Origin of the sequence: Shimia ponticola (assembly GCF_007995215.1) — a bacterium.
Taxonomy (GTDB): Bacteria; Pseudomonadota; Alphaproteobacteria; order Rhodobacterales; family Rhodobacteraceae; genus Shimia_B; species Shimia_B ponticola.
On the sequence record NZ_VCDK01000007.1, the window covers coordinates 44,084 to 57,327 of the forward strand.

Below are 13,244 nucleotides of genomic sequence, written 5' to 3' on the forward strand. Positions count from 1 at the left end.
CATTTACAGGTCTATTAAGACAAAGTTTGGTTTTTCCCCATCAAACCACAAAGGCTGTTTCGTACCGTCTTGCCATTCGTAGACAAAACCTACGGTCTCGCCCGATTCGACCTCAACAATCCGATCGGTCGCACGAGCCTCATCCTCTTCATTTTCCGACATGCCACTTCCCGGATTGGTCAAGCGATCTGAATACACCCACGAATTGCGGGCGAGCGAGCGTATTGGAGCGTTTGAATCTGTTGACTGTCTAAGACGTTCGAACGGACGCGTTACGGCCACTCGAAGGCATGCGCTATCTGATGTTGGAGGAATTCACGAATGAGTTTTCTCAGGTCGGTGCCTCCGTGTTCTGCGCTGCATGTGCCTGAGCGCCGTGAGATTGACCTGAAGTTACGGTACGAGACTCATAATTACAATTTCAACCGGAGCGTGACCATTGTTCTGTGACTAAATCCGCCCGTTTATGCTAACGTGAGCGGGAATACGCTCAGGAAATATGAATTTTTCAGGCTACTTCGGGTTTCACTTGCCACCATTCGCAGATTATCTCATTATTATAATATTGCAGTCGATTTTGGATCATCCATGCCTGACTTGATATCACACGCATGTACTGCCGCGTTCGCCGGGATACTAACCCTCGGGCCAGGTCTTCAGCCAGCGGCATCACAAAGCTATCAGATCGATTGTGCGATCCTGCTTTGCCTTTCGGGTGGTTGGCCAGCCTCGACACCGTGCGCGCGGGCGCGGGCGGAGTTCATTCGGCGAATCACCCCGTGGCCCGTTGAGCCACCACTTCAGATTTGGCGCTGTCCGATGGGAGCAAGTCTTCAGACACCGCAGGAACATGCGCCCCTTCCCCGGTTCTGGGACATTCTGGTTCCCGAAACGCTACGCAGAAACCAAACACCTCTTCAGCATTGGGGAGAAATCCAACGGGCTCAGGCGCAGCCCGCCGCATATCACTCAGGCGGCCCATCGGCGGCGCGTTTACCCGATGGCTTCGCTGTGACGCTCGCACAAGCCTCTCCCGGCGCCGACATCGATATCAGTGGCCCGGAGTTCAACTTCGTGCGCTCCATTCGGGTGTACAACGTCACCTACGCCAGCCAGCGCGAGAGCGGCGGCGAGCTGGATCGAGAATGCAACCGCTACCTCTCGATGCGGATCGGGACGTATGGCACGCAAGGTGACTTCCGTTGGTCACGCGGCTCCAGTCCCAGCCAATTGCCGGAGGCGCATGTGGGGCTCGAGCGCTATGGCGAGCATTGCCCGGGTATATTCCACCGGTCGGTCTTTGTGGACTGGCGCGATTACGAGGGAAACTATGGCTTCGAGCAGGTGAACTACTGACGCCTCTTGTGGCCAACTATAGAGCGTACCGCAATATCTTGAAAAATTCGGTACATCAGGAACGCAAAACTCGGTATAACGGGAACAAGAGAGATTCGGTACTTCAGGAACAATCGTGTCAGAAAAACAGGTAGACCTCTTCTTGGACCAGCTCGCTGACGCCCCGGTCAAAGACGAGCGTGCCCTGATGGAGTTCCCGTTTTTCTCCCTTCAGAAGCGCCCGCGGATGACCCCCTTCGTCTTTGACGACGGCACGGTGAAGATCGAGATTCAGCCGGGGCACAAGGGCATCGCCACGATCTGGGACAAGGATATCCTGATCTACCTCACATCGCTTGTGAACGAGCGGATCGAACATGGGCAGTTCGACGTGGACGCCCCGGTCAGCGTCCAGGACCGCACGATCAAGTTCTCCGCCTACGATTTTCTCAAGGTGACGGGACGTAGTTCCGGCAAACGCGCCTATGAGCTCTTTCTCGACGCGCTGGATCGGCTGCGTTCCACCAACATCCTGACGAACATCACCGCCGGCGACGAACGCGAACGGCGCGGCTTTGGCTGGATCGAGGACTGGCGGGTGATCGAACGCACCAACCGCAACGGTCAGCGCGTCATGGGCGCTGTTGAAGTCACGATGAACCGCTGGATGTTCAATGCCATCGTCAAAGATCGCCGGGTCCTGACAATCAATCGGGATTACTTCCGGCTCTCGAAGGGTCTTGAGCGCCGCCTCTACGAGCTGGCCCGCAAGCATGTTGGCCGTCAACCGGAATGGTATATTGGGATCAAGCGCCTGGCCGAGAAGTGCGGCTCGATCGATACCGAACGCAAGTTCAAGTTCCGGATCAATGAGATCTGCGAGGCCGGCACCATTCCGGATTACCATGTTGAGATCGTGGATCCTACTGAAGTGTCAACCCCATTCAAAACAAAGGGAAAACAGGCGCTTGTACGGTTTCAGCCGAAATTTGACGACCTCACTGTTCCCGATGTACCGAATCTGTCTGACCTAACCGTCTCGCACTCCGTTCTGACCGAGATCAAGCACGCCAACCCGGAATACGACATCCAGTATATCCTCGATGCCTGGCGGGAATGGGCTGCTCGCAAGGACGATCCCGTGAAAAGCGCCAACGCTGCCTTCCGCGCCTTCGCCAAGAAGTACATCGAAGCCAACCCGATCTGGTGACTCGGTACAACGGGAACATACTTTCGGTACATCAGGAACACCCGGCTCGGTACAACAGGAACACATCCTCGGTATATCGGGAACGCATGTTCGGTACATCAGGAACGCGAAACAACCTCAGAAGACTGATTTCCCTGAGTCTTTTCAGTACCCTAACCCCATAACAAACCTAACCAAATTTCTAACAGAAATAACCAAGCCGGGAGAGGTCTCAGAAGGCAGCTCTCCAAAACGGCCTTCGGACATGCAAAGAAGCTGACGCTTGAAGCAGCCGTTGGCGCCCAGACACCCATACTCTGACGCGATATTAGCCAAGCTTTTCCCTTCTTAACCGTAGGCGTGACCATAACCAGTCACGTCAGAAGCCAGATCACGTGTTCCCGATATACCGAATCGCCTTGTTTCCAAGGACGAAGCGCAGAATGTGTGATCTTTTCCTGGTCCCCTTGGGGTTCGCGCGAGCGCGATACGCCACTGCGGGGACGTTGCTTGTCTTATGACTTTGCCTGTCTCCATGCGAAGATGGAGCCTCTGCCAGCCACGCCATTTATGGCAGGCAGAGGCGGTGTGTGGATCGGGACACGCTTGGTCGTAGTGGACCGTTCTAAAGTGCGATCGCACACCGTCTTCTCATGAGGCCTGAAGGGATACCCGAAGTTGGAGCTTCGGATGACAATCATAGGACATGACGAAGATGACAGACGATAGCATTGGCATAGACATTTCCAAAGACAAACTCGATTGCCACCGATTGAGCGATGGTGAGTTCGCGCAGTTCCCCAACAGCAAACCCGGCTTCCAGAAGCTGCGCCGCTGGATCGGACCCGAGCTACCAGCCCGTGTAGTCTATGAGCCGACAGGCCCTTATCACGGCGCGTTCGAGGCGGCGCTGGCCGACCATTTGCCGCTGGTCAAGGTCAACCCAAAACACGCGCGCCGCTTTGCGGAGAGCAAAGGGCAGTTGGCCAAGACAGATCGAGCTGACGCGCGTGTCTTGGCACAGATAGGTGCGGCGCATGGCCTGGAACCAGACGCGCCAGTCGCAAAGGATCGCCCTATTCTCAGAGAGTTACAGGCCGCCCGCGCCGCGCTGATCAAAGACAAGGTGCGTCTCCAGAACCAGCTGGATCGGCAGCAACAGAATTTGACGTAAAAGCTGACCCGGCGCCGGCTGCGCCAGGTCGTTTCTGATATCGCTGAACTGGATCACGCGATCCGGACGCAACTGGAGACCTGTCCAACCCGCAAACGTGCGTTGCAACTAATCCAGAGCATCAAGGGGATCGGTGCAGTTGCCGCCACTACGATCCTGATCGAAATGCCCGAGATCGGTAGCCTGCGCAAAAAGGCCGTCGCATCGTTGGCCGGGATCGCTCCGATCACAAGACAATCCGGGCGATGGCGCGGGCAGTCCTTCATCCAGGGCGGTCGAAAACCCTTACGCGATGCCCTCTATCTGCCCGCCATCGTCACGACCCAGTTCAATCCAGATCTCAAAGCGCAGTACGAGCGCATGAAAGCTGCAGGCAAACCATCCAAAGTCGCCATCACAGCAATCATGCGAAAGCTCCTCATCCTCGCAAACACACTCGTCAAAGAAGACAGAGAATGGGTCGAAATTAGAGCTTGATCAAAAGGGATACTTTAGAACCCGCTGGGTTCTCGCGCAGGCAACCCAAATAGACAGGACCCGTGTCCTCGCGCCCCAGGCGCTGCGGGCCGCGCCACGTCCCATCGATTGGGGTGTGCCTTTGCTCACTCCGGCACTTCGCCAGTGGGTCAGGTTTCAGAGACGACGCCCCTCGGGGGCTGCTCTCAAAACCAGACACAAAGGAGCAAGCCGATGCGTGCCACATCAGAGACCCCTACACCCGACGCCGTCAAGATCGCAGAACAGAACGACCGATTCCGGACGACATGGGGCGCGGATTTCACCGTGCCCGGTCAGATCGTGATGACGCGCGGTGTGGCTGACCTCTCGCCTGCCGTGAAAGCTATAATCATGCAGCGGGTCCAGGCCTTCGACACCTTCACCGAGGAGAACGATCCCTACGGAGATCACAGTTTCGGGGCCTTCAATATCGAGATGGCGGGCGACAGCCATCGCATCTTCTGGAAGATCGATCTTTACGACACGGATTATGCCATGGGCAGCGACGATCCCGCGAACCTCAATGTGACCCGCCGCGTCCTAACCATCCTTCACGCCTCCGAATACTGAGCCGCCTGACCCGTCCTCGGAGCAGGCCTCAAAACTCCCAAGAAAAGGAGGTGATCCACCCCGTTTGCAACGGCGGGCGGCGGGCAGATGCCCCCTGCCCCGTCGCACCCAACTTCATTCAAAATCAAAGGAAAAGACATGACCAATCAATCAACCATCCCGAACGACGCGGCGATCATCTATGCATCGCTCGACCAGCTCTACCTGCACGATCTCAATCCCCGCCAAGATGTGGCACAGGAGGACGTGGAGACACTTGCAGACAGTATCAGGACCTGCGGGCTTCTGCAGAACCTCGGCGGCATTCAGGACGATGACGGCAAGATCGGCATCGTGTCCGGCGGTCGCCGTTTCAGGGCGTTGGCCTATGTCGAAGCGAAATATCCTGACTTCGAGGGCACATCTTCGATCCCTGTTCTCTTGGCCCGTGATCTGGAGCAGGCGGAATTCTGGGCCAATGCGGAAAACACGGCCCGTGAAGCGCTCGATCCGGCAGACGAAATCCGGGCCTATGGACGGATGGCTGCAACCAATGCCAATGCCGAGGCGATTGCCAGCGCCTTCGGTGTGACCGTCGCCCATGTCAAAGGCCGCCTGAAACTCGCCAACCTGCCCGACGCGGCCCTTGATGCGTTGAAAGCCAAGACCATCAATCTCTCGGCGGCGCAGAAGATGACGACCGCTCAGGACGAGAAGCTGGTCCTTGAGGCGCTGCAGGCGATTGAAGAGGGCCGCCTGTCCAACGTGAGCCAGTTGGACCACTTCCTGCATCCGAAAGCGGCCAAAGCCACGGACCGCCGCGCGGTGTTTGTCGGTGTCGAGGCCTACGAGGCCGGTGGCGGCAAAATCACCCGCGATCTTTTCTCCGAGGATGTCTTCTTCGACGATCAGGATATCTTGGATGAAGCCTTTGCCGCGCAACTGGCCCGAGCGGCGGAGCAGGTGCGTGTCACCGATGGCTGGGCATGGGTGGAAACCCACAGCGAAGCCTATCTCGGCTGGAACTTCATCGAAGACAACAAGTTCGCCCGCGTCTATCCGGTCGAAGGTGTTCGTTCCGATGATCAGATGGAGCGCTACGAGGACCTCTGCGAAATGGCCGACAATGACGTTCTCAATGCGGAAGGAGAGGAAGAACTGGCAGGCCTTCATGCCATTTTGCAGGGTGCCTTCTCCGACGCCCAGAAAGCCCATGCCGGATGCGTGGTGTTTGTCGATCAGAGCGGCGGCCTGAAAGTCGAGGCCGGGTTGATCCGGCCCGAAGACAAGAAACCTGCCATTGCGGCGGGCGTGTTGCAGACATCCGCGCATGGGAGCGGTGACGATAAGGCACCGAAGAACCCCTATTCGCAGAAGCTTCGGGACGATCTCGACGCGATCAAGCTGGCCGCGCTGCAAAACGCCATGCTGGATCAACCCGATCTCCTGCTCGATCTGCTGGCATTCCAGTTGAGCGGCGCAACCGGGTTTCGCGACGTGTTCGATGTCAGCCTCGGGACACCCAGCAACGCTCCCTCCGTCGAGGCCGGGTTCGAGACCGACAAGCGGTTGAGCAAACCCGGTGTCAGCCCGGCAGACGCTTGGGGGGGCGATCTCAAGAAAGCCTTCGCCAGCTTCAAGAAGAAAGGGCCGAAGCATCGCGGTGCGGAACTGACCCGACAGCTGGCGAAACTGCTGACAGGCGGAGATGCCGTCTTCCACGAGGTTCTGTCAGAAAAAGCAGGTGCCGATATTCGCAAGGTCTGGACGCCTACGGCAGAGAACCTCTTCAAACGCGTGGCGGGACCGATGCTGGAGAGCATCTACTGCGACGTCCTAGACCTTGCGCCAACGAGCGCCGAGGCCAAAGCCTTCGCCAAGTTGAAGAAGGCTGAGAAAGCAAAGACGCTGGAAGACCTGTTCTCGGACGAGACCAAGCAGAAACTGCTCGGCGTCACAGCGGCACAGAAGGCCCGGATTGAGGCTTGGGTGCCGGACTATTACGATTGAATGTGGACAGTGGCGAGGGCAGCCTCCCTGCCCTCGCTTCCCCAAGTCCCTCGGTTTGCGCGGCTCCAGGCTAGCACTAGCCAAGAGCCACGCATTCGCCCCGCTCAGGAGACCGACCATGTCAAAGATTGCATCGCAAGCCGCTCGCGTCTGGAAATCGGCACAGCTTTACATTGGGTTTCACCGGGATCGGGAGGGCCGGCAGCGCAGCGCGCCAAAGGTCTGGCCCCCGAAGGATGCGCGGGCCAGCATCCACGCCGATCCGGACATCCAGGAAACCTTCCTGATGCTCAAGAGTGCCGATGGCGATGCCGATCAGGATGTGCAGATCAAGTTACGGCCCGACATGGTGGTGCTGCGCCGGGATTTCGACGGTGCCTGGGAGGGCATCATCGCGGATGCCCATTCCGTCGCCGTCAAGGTCGGCGGCGTGTCGATCCGCATCAATCCTGACGGTTCGATCACGCGCGAGGACGGCGATAGCACCACATGGGTCGAGGCAGATGGCGGTGTCCTAAAGAAGACCGAGTTTGTCGAGGCCGCGGTTTCTTCCGATGGCATGGAAATGACGCGGCGGACACCGGACAACCTGACAGCCATTACCCCACGTGGCCTGTTATCAAAGGATCGGTAGGACTCTTCCAGTTTCGTTGTTGGTTGGCCCCTCGGCAGAGCCGACCGGGCTCTATGCTGCGCACGAAGCCAGCCAGGCTGTCTTCGCCCATGCGGGTGACGATCCCTAGGGCAGGCCGTTTTCATCGCCTCGCCTGAATGTCGTCCACCGTGTTTGGGCAGGACCTCTGCTCCCCGTCTGTCGGTCGTCCGAGGTCTGAATAAACAGCACCGCTCGTCTTTGGGAACAACCCACTCATAGCGACCATTGGCCCGGATGCGTGCAAGAGGTGGTGCGTATCGCGCATCGCGCGGGATTTTGTTGAAGACCGCGTTTGATGTCGGCTGCGGGGATGGACCCCCGTCTCTCATGTCTCTGGGATCAGGGTGGTCTGAAGCCGTTGGAGCGTGTCGATCTGCCTTGTTTCTTTCCGATCTACGGGTTGCGGATCTCGGCCGCTCGCGTGCCCGTCGCTTTGCTCCGGCAAGCAGAAAGACGGTTTCCACCCTCCAGGGCGGAGCCTCCGAATTTCCACTTGCGCGATCTGCCTTGGTCGATCCGCCGGGTCACCCGCATCGAAACAAGGAGATCGACAATGTCCAACAAGATGTTCACCCTCACCGTTCCCGTCACCTTCAAGAAAGACGGCAAGGATCAAACCAGCTTCCGCCGCGTCGGCGCGGTCTTCGAGAACACCCGCGAGAATGGCGAGACCGTGCTGTCCATCAAGCTCGACTTCCCGGTTGCGGTCACCGAGTTGGTCGCCTTCCCGCCCAAGGCGGACGGCGATGATGGCCAGGTCACGGAATAAGACCATATCGAGCAGAGGGGCGGCAGAGATGCCGCCCTCACGCTGGTTCGTGACACCAGAGCGAGGCTTCCGGGCAGCTCGCCGCGTACAGTCAGAAAGGGCAGGCTGTTGGCCATCACCGGCATCAGAGCTTGCAAAACGGCCTGCGAAGTAATACCTGATTGAATGAAGGTATTACTGGAGGCGCACGTGCCAACGACGCTCACAACCAAAGGCCAGGTTACGATCCCGAAAGCCGTTCGCGACTTTTTGGGACTTAAGGCGGGCAGCAAGGTAACCTTCCATCGTACGAAGGATGGCCGGGTCGAGATTGTTCCTGAGGATAAGACTGCGCCGGTCTCGCGCTTTGGCGCCCTTCGCGGCCATGCGCGAACAGAGCTCAGCACCGACGATATCATGGCGCTGACGCGGGGCGACGGGTGATCTTCGTCGACACGAATGTCCTTCTTGATGTTGTGACGGATGACGAGACCTTCGCTGAATGGTCCATTGCGCAATTGGAAGCCGCCGCGCTGCAAGGCGATCTCCTCATCAATGACAGTGTCTATGCCGAGCTCTCTGTTGGCTATCGCGAGAAGGAACGGCTCGATGCCTTCATCGAGGCCGCTGGGCTCCGCCACGAAATGATGCCAAAAGATGCCCTGTTCCTGGCAGGGAAAGCCTTCTCCTCCTATCGGCGGTCCAAGGGGACGAAGAAGAATGTTCTGCCTGATTTTTTCATCGGTGCACATGCGACGGTGCTGTCCGTGCCCCTGCTCACGCGGGATGCGCGGCGGTACCGGACCTATTTTCCGTCCCTGGAACTGATCTGCCCGGAATAAGTTCGTTGTTGGGGGCAAATCGAGACACGCACCACGTGATTCCTCCGCTGCGCTTGCTTCCTACGACTTAAGCCAATCGGGTGTTGGCGAATTTCCGCTATGCCGGCAGCGGTTCGATTGTTAACCTGTCAATATTATAATATTGTTTAGAAAGCGAATACTCACTCGGGGCAGCCAGTCCCTCACAGGAGACAGTCATGCGCACATTTGCGGAATTTCAGATTCTCGGCCGGGTCGGCAAGGTCAAGGAAGTTGGCAAGACCGTGCGGATCACGATCGCTGCCGAATACGGGCGCAAGGATGATCGGGGCGATTTCCAGGCCAATCCCTACTGGAATGAGGTGACGATCTTCAATCCCAACGTGATGAAATGGGCGCTCGAGAATGTCGCTCCCGGTGATCTGGTGAATGCCCGTGGGACACTTCGTCAGTCGCAATGGGAAAACCAGGATGGCGGAACCGAATACGGTGTGACCATGGCCGCCGAGGACTTCGACAATCTCACGCTTGCAGTGAAGAAGTCGATGGAACGCGCCGCTGCGTAGACGTCATGTGGGCGCCTGTCCTACAACAAATGTTGTTTTGTGGGTCAGGAGGGTCTATGTTGAGCCCATGCCACGTCTCTCAATCGACATCACCCCGGAAGAGCATCAGAAGCTCAAAGCCATTGCAGCGCTCAAAGGTCAGAGCATCAAGGACTATGTCCTGGCGCGTACCCTTGACGATGCGCCAGCCTTGGAGGGAATGACCGAAGGCGAAGCCTTCGAAGCGCTGGCAAATTTTCTTCAGCCGCGGATTGAGCAGGCGCGCAGGGGTGAGCTCTCTGACAAGTCCATTGATGACATCAAGCGCGAGGCGCGGGCGCAGGCCGGGCAGTAGTTCCGGATGGCACACTACGATCTCACGCGCGCCGCGGAAGAGGATCTCCGAGGTATCTGGCACTACACGCACGAGACATGGGGCGCGGCACAAGCCGACACATATCTCGACCGGATCAAACGGTGTTGTGAAGCAATTGCTGCAGGGCGGGCGCTCTCCAAGTCTTTCCAAGAGTTGCCGTCGGACCTGCACATCCATCGATGTGAACACCACTACATTGCTTGGATTGCGGGCGACCGTCCCGTCGTTATCGCCGTTCTGCACGAACGAATGGATTTTGTGCGCCGCCTCAAATCGCGTTTGTAAGACTGATTTACAGCCCAACTGTGGGACCGAAGATTCTCTTCGAATCCTTTAAGTGAAAACAGTTTCAGGGGGAGGCGCGGCCTCCCCCTCGGACCAGACGCCAAAATGGGGTCTCCCCAACATCGGTCACGGCTCTGCCGCGCTGCGATGCCGGGCGATCCCCCTCCCCATTTTCGATCTGGTCTCGCCCCCTCCGCACTCGCCGTGAGCAGGTTTGCAGGACAGCCGCGACAGGCGCGGTGCCTGAAACCCGCATTCAGGATGAGGAGCGAGAGACATGGCCAAGATCGACATCAAACAGCATGTGACGGACACGATCATTTCCGAGATCGAGAAGGGAACGCCGCCGTGGCGGAAGCCGTGGACCGGGGACGCCACCGGTGCCGCCCTGCCCTTGCGTCATGATGGCACCGCCTATCGGGGGGTGAATGTCCTGATGCTCTGGGCCACGTCTCACATCAAAGGCTATGCGTCGGCCCGGTGGATGACATATCGACAGGCGCTTGCGCTCGGGGCGTGTGTGCGCAAAGGCGAGAAGGCCACGCGGTCGGTTTTCTATGGAACCTTCGAGAAAGAGATCGACGGCGAGAATGAGCCGCAAACCAGCCGCTACGCCAAGTGCAACAACGTCTTTAACGCCGATCAGATCGAGGGCTTGCCCGAAGACTATTACGTCCGCCCTGCCCCGCCCCGTGATCTTGGCACCGAACCGGTGCCTGAGCTGGACGCCTTCTTTGCCGCCGCGGGCGCGACAGTTATCACGAGCGAGACACCGAAGGCCTACTATGCGCCGGGTCCGGACCATATTCACATGCCCCCGATTGGCACTTTCTTCGATGCGAGCGGGTATTACGGGACTTTGGGACATGAGACCGTTCACTGGACCGGGAGTGTATCGCGGCTCGACCGGATCAAGCGTTTCGAAGACCGCGCCGGATATGCGTTCGAGGAACTGATCGCAGAGATCGGCGCGTGTTTTCTGGCTGTTCAACTGGGGGTCGCGCCCGCCTTCGATCAAAGCGCCGCTTACATCGAAGGATGGTTGCAAGCGCTGAGATCGGACAAGGGGCTGATCTTCAAGGCCGCTGCAGAGGCGCAGAAAGCAGTGGATTTCATTAACGCGCGCGTTGAGGAGCAACAGCAGGCGGCTTCCCTCGCTCTTTCTGTCGCTTGCCATTGGAGGTGACACGGCAGCGGGCAGCGCCGCCGCCCCCTACCCCGCCTGGCGCGTCGGGCGATGACCCTACACAAGTGGCAGCTCTTCCGGCGGTATGTCCTCGTATCGCACATCGAGTTTCGGACCGTCGCACCACATGGGCTCGAGGTCGCCAGTGTTCCATTCATAGAGCCAGCCAACATGTGCGCCGGTCTCTTGATCGATGATCTTCTTGATGGGCTGCGCTTCAGATCTTCTGCTGTCCTTCATCGCTGTCTCTCAAGGTTGGCTGCACGCGCAGTGTTTTCCCTCCCCGCATCAGAAATCGTGACAGGGTAAGCTGCTGCTTACCCGCGAGTATGCGCGGAGCTTGAGAGGATGGGGGTGAAACCAAATCGACAAGAGTGGTGCGGGCGGAGGCGCAGCCGACAACACGGTCTTGTCTATTTTGTTTCAGGGGGAAGGAAGTCGAAACTCCTTCCCCCTCAAGACAAAAATCGCGGCGCGGCGATGCCGCGCCTTCAGGAATACTGCTTGCGGAGTTCCTTGATGAGGCTTGTAAGTTCCGACCAGAACACAGGTTCCAGTTGGCCCTGGATCACGGCTGCGTCCGAGCGCAGGCGGAGCGGGTCAGCCTGATCCCGCAGCTTGTCGAGAACCTGGGCGTTGAGTGTTTTCATGGTCCGAAAGCTCATATTGCTTGGAAGACGCTCGGCGTCGTCCGGGGCCACGTATTTCGATTTGAGTTCGAACTTGTCGATCGCGCGCTTGCCGGCAAGGCGCACAACGTCGGAAGCCGGCAGACCGGCGGCTTCCAGAGCGTCCAATCCTGGGCCGTGGTCTTTTTTCGGGGCGGCGCGAACATGTACGGCACGGGTCTCGGGCTTCTTTGGTGCCCTTGGTTTGGCTGAAGGCTTCGTCTCGGACCTGGCCTTGGTTGCAGTGCTTGCTGGTTTGGCGACAGGCTTCGTGGTCGGGGCCTGTTTTTCTGCAGTAGGCGTTGGGTCCGTCGCGGGTGCAGGTGCAGGCTTCGCGTCCTGCACTGGGTCTGGTTTGGATGCGGGTTCGGCGGGTTTCGGTTTGTCTCCGAACTGTTTGCTGTAGACCGGGTCGTCGCCGAGGAGTGAGGTGATTTTCTTGCGCGCCATTATTCAGCCTCCAGCACCAATGAGAGGATTTCGCGCGCCTCATCGAGCGCCTCGTCGAAAAGGCGGGCATGGGTGCGCATGAGCGGGTTCGGGTCTTCGGTTCGCCATTTCGATATCTGGTGGAAGAGGCCCTCGCGATCGACATCGGCATGTTGTTTGCGATCCATGAAGAGCTCTTCAATGACCGGGAACTTTGCATTGGCTTCACGTGCCATGGCGCGCATGGCGTTCGAGGGATTCTTGTCGACGCGGGACAGCACGACAGTGAGTTTCGGGAGGACTGAGGGGTCTTCGGCGCGCTCAAAGAGGCCCTGATACCAATTGTAAGTGTCGGTAGCGATCCGCATGTCGGTGTCCGACAGCATCATCGGCAAGACGATGTGATCACTGTGGACGGCCAGTTCGTCGGCCCATTGGCCCCCTGCCCCCATCGTGTCGATGATTACGAAGTCGGCCGTGTCGTTTTCATAGGCGTCGTCGATGATCGCTTCGAGGTCGGAGGGACTTTCGATCCCGATGACCCGAAGGCCTGGGGCCGTCGATGCGACATCCGGGTTTTCCGTGGTGACGCTCTCCCACCAGCGGAAGAGCGCTTGCTGTGGGTCGGCATCTATGGCGATGCACCGTTTTCCGTCAGCGATGATGGCGCTCATCAAGGCGCGCGCGAGTGCTGTCTTTCCCGCACCGCCTTTTCGCGTCATGATCGCGATGACCTTCAACTGCTCGTTGGGCATGATCCTGCTTCCTCAAGGGTC

The 13,244-nt window shown here is 58.4% G+C and carries 18 protein-coding genes; 14 read left to right on the forward strand and 4 right to left on the reverse strand.

The window, feature by feature from the left end; genetic code table 11:
• Positions 1 to 3 precede the first annotated feature (3 nt).
• Positions 4 to 162: a hypothetical protein gene (locus FE702_RS18690; protein ID WP_186827139.1), complete on the reverse strand. Its 159-nt coding sequence runs from the start codon at positions 160 to 162 to the stop codon at positions 4 to 6.
• A 426-nt stretch (positions 163 to 588) separates the two neighbouring features.
• Between FE702_RS18690 and FE702_RS16930 the strand changes: the two genes are divergently transcribed.
• The 14 genes from FE702_RS16930 (at position 589) to FE702_RS16990 (ending at position 11,371) form a co-directional block, all read left to right on the forward strand.
• The gene (locus FE702_RS16930; RefSeq protein WP_255449719.1) at positions 589 to 1,356 is read left to right on the forward strand and encodes a hypothetical protein; all 768 of its coding nucleotides are present in this window, start codon (positions 589 to 591) and stop codon (positions 1,354 to 1,356) included.
• Positions 1,357 to 1,498: 142 nt separating this feature from the next.
• A complete protein-coding gene (locus tag FE702_RS16935; RefSeq protein WP_222611831.1) occupies positions 1,499 to 2,545 on the forward strand; it encodes a replication initiator protein A in 1,047 nt (348 codons plus the stop codon).
• Positions 2,546 to 3,239: 694 nt separating this feature from the next.
• Complete coding sequence (locus FE702_RS18910) at positions 3,240 to 3,698, forward strand: IS110 family transposase (RefSeq protein ID WP_255449720.1); 459 nt, start codon at positions 3,240 to 3,242, stop codon at positions 3,696 to 3,698.
• Between the two features lie 102 nt (positions 3,699 to 3,800).
• On the forward strand, positions 3,801 to 4,175 hold the full coding sequence (locus FE702_RS18915) for a transposase (RefSeq protein WP_255449721.1): 375 nt from the start codon (positions 3,801 to 3,803) through the stop codon (positions 4,173 to 4,175).
• Positions 4,176 to 4,388: 213 nt separating this feature from the next.
• Positions 4,389 to 4,766: a DUF3768 domain-containing protein gene (locus FE702_RS16945; RefSeq protein WP_147127525.1), complete on the forward strand. Its 378-nt coding sequence runs from the start codon at positions 4,389 to 4,391 to the stop codon at positions 4,764 to 4,766.
• A 138-nt stretch (positions 4,767 to 4,904) separates the two neighbouring features.
• Positions 4,905 to 6,755 (forward strand): ParB/RepB/Spo0J family partition protein, encoded by a 1,851-nt coding sequence (locus FE702_RS16950; RefSeq protein WP_186827140.1) that lies wholly within the window; start codon positions 4,905 to 4,907, stop codon positions 6,753 to 6,755.
• Positions 6,756 to 6,873: 118 nt separating this feature from the next.
• The gene (locus FE702_RS16955; protein ID WP_147127527.1) at positions 6,874 to 7,389 is read left to right on the forward strand and encodes a hypothetical protein; all 516 of its coding nucleotides are present in this window, start codon (positions 6,874 to 6,876) and stop codon (positions 7,387 to 7,389) included.
• Between the two features lie 574 nt (positions 7,390 to 7,963).
• Entirely contained in the window at positions 7,964 to 8,179 is a 216-nt protein-coding gene (locus FE702_RS16960) for a hypothetical protein (RefSeq protein WP_050532604.1), read from the forward strand.
• A 165-nt stretch (positions 8,180 to 8,344) separates the two neighbouring features.
• Positions 8,345 to 8,602, forward strand: a complete 258-nt coding sequence (locus tag FE702_RS16965; RefSeq protein ID WP_222611832.1) for an AbrB/MazE/SpoVT family DNA-binding domain-containing protein — start codon at positions 8,345 to 8,347, stop codon at positions 8,600 to 8,602.
• Positions 8,599 to 9,000: a type II toxin-antitoxin system VapC family toxin gene (locus tag FE702_RS16970; protein WP_147127528.1), complete on the forward strand. Its 402-nt coding sequence runs from the start codon at positions 8,599 to 8,601 to the stop codon at positions 8,998 to 9,000. The genes FE702_RS16965 and FE702_RS16970 overlap by 4 nt, the downstream gene beginning before the upstream one ends.
• Before the next feature lie 197 nt (positions 9,001 to 9,197).
• Complete coding sequence (locus tag FE702_RS16975; RefSeq protein ID WP_147127529.1) at positions 9,198 to 9,545, forward strand: single-stranded DNA-binding protein; 348 nt, start codon at positions 9,198 to 9,200, stop codon at positions 9,543 to 9,545.
• Positions 9,546 to 9,612: 67 nt separating this feature from the next.
• Entirely contained in the window at positions 9,613 to 9,879 is a 267-nt protein-coding gene (locus FE702_RS16980; protein WP_147127530.1) for a type II toxin -antitoxin system TacA 1-like antitoxin, read from the forward strand.
• Between the two features lie 6 nt (positions 9,880 to 9,885).
• Positions 9,886 to 10,185: a type II toxin-antitoxin system RelE/ParE family toxin gene (locus FE702_RS16985; protein WP_147127531.1), complete on the forward strand. Its 300-nt coding sequence runs from the start codon at positions 9,886 to 9,888 to the stop codon at positions 10,183 to 10,185.
• Between the two features lie 277 nt (positions 10,186 to 10,462).
• Entirely contained in the window at positions 10,463 to 11,371 is a 909-nt protein-coding gene (locus FE702_RS16990; RefSeq protein WP_147127532.1) for an ArdC family protein, read from the forward strand.
• 57 nt (positions 11,372 to 11,428) lie between these two features.
• On the opposite strand, the gene FE702_RS16995 is transcribed toward FE702_RS16990, so the two are convergent.
• The 3 genes from FE702_RS16995 to FE702_RS17005 form a co-directional block, all read right to left on the reverse strand.
• Positions 11,429 to 11,611 (reverse strand): hypothetical protein, encoded by a 183-nt coding sequence (locus tag FE702_RS16995; protein ID WP_147127533.1) that lies wholly within the window; start codon positions 11,609 to 11,611, stop codon positions 11,429 to 11,431.
• A gap of 251 nt (positions 11,612 to 11,862) precedes the next feature.
• Complete coding sequence (locus FE702_RS17000) at positions 11,863 to 12,489, reverse strand: hypothetical protein (RefSeq protein ID WP_147127534.1); 627 nt, start codon at positions 12,487 to 12,489, stop codon at positions 11,863 to 11,865.
• Positions 12,489 to 13,223: a ParA family protein gene (locus tag FE702_RS17005; protein WP_147127535.1), complete on the reverse strand. Its 735-nt coding sequence runs from the start codon at positions 13,221 to 13,223 to the stop codon at positions 12,489 to 12,491. Before FE702_RS17005 ends, FE702_RS17000 begins: the two co-directional genes overlap by 1 nt.
• Positions 13,224 to 13,244 lie beyond the last annotated feature (21 nt).

What these genes read in the sequence shown, in the direction of transcription:
- FE702_RS18690 (WP_186827139.1), bottom strand. Translation starts at nt 162, where the DNA reads ATGTCGGAAAATGAAGAGGATGAGGCTCGTGCGACCGATCGGATTGTT.
- FE702_RS17005 (WP_147127535.1), bottom strand. Translation starts at nt 13,223, where the DNA reads ATGCCCAACGAGCAGTTGAAGGTCATCGCGATCATGACGCGAAAAGGC.
- FE702_RS16975 (WP_147127529.1), top strand. Translation starts at nt 9,198, where the DNA reads ATGCGCACATTTGCGGAATTTCAGATTCTCGGCCGGGTCGGCAAGGTC.
- FE702_RS18910 (WP_255449720.1), top strand. Translation starts at nt 3,240, where the DNA reads ATGACAGACGATAGCATTGGCATAGACATTTCCAAAGACAAACTCGAT.
- FE702_RS16965 (WP_222611832.1), top strand. Translation starts at nt 8,345, where the DNA reads ATGAAGGTATTACTGGAGGCGCACGTGCCAACGACGCTCACAACCAAA.
- FE702_RS16995 (WP_147127533.1), bottom strand. Translation starts at nt 11,611, where the DNA reads ATGAAGGACAGCAGAAGATCTGAAGCGCAGCCCATCAAGAAGATCATC.
- FE702_RS16985 (WP_147127531.1), top strand. Translation starts at nt 9,886, where the DNA reads ATGGCACACTACGATCTCACGCGCGCCGCGGAAGAGGATCTCCGAGGT.
- FE702_RS16955 (WP_147127527.1), top strand. Translation starts at nt 6,874, where the DNA reads ATGTCAAAGATTGCATCGCAAGCCGCTCGCGTCTGGAAATCGGCACAG.
- FE702_RS16960 (WP_050532604.1), top strand. Translation starts at nt 7,964, where the DNA reads ATGTCCAACAAGATGTTCACCCTCACCGTTCCCGTCACCTTCAAGAAA.
- FE702_RS16950 (WP_186827140.1), top strand. Translation starts at nt 4,905, where the DNA reads ATGACCAATCAATCAACCATCCCGAACGACGCGGCGATCATCTATGCA.
- FE702_RS16980 (WP_147127530.1), top strand. Translation starts at nt 9,613, where the DNA reads ATGCCACGTCTCTCAATCGACATCACCCCGGAAGAGCATCAGAAGCTC.
- FE702_RS17000 (WP_147127534.1), bottom strand. Translation starts at nt 12,489, where the DNA reads ATGGCGCGCAAGAAAATCACCTCACTCCTCGGCGACGACCCGGTCTAC.
- FE702_RS16930 (WP_255449719.1), top strand. Translation starts at nt 589, where the DNA reads ATGCCTGACTTGATATCACACGCATGTACTGCCGCGTTCGCCGGGATA.
- FE702_RS16990 (WP_147127532.1), top strand. Translation starts at nt 10,463, where the DNA reads ATGGCCAAGATCGACATCAAACAGCATGTGACGGACACGATCATTTCC.
- FE702_RS16945 (WP_147127525.1), top strand. Translation starts at nt 4,389, where the DNA reads ATGCGTGCCACATCAGAGACCCCTACACCCGACGCCGTCAAGATCGCA.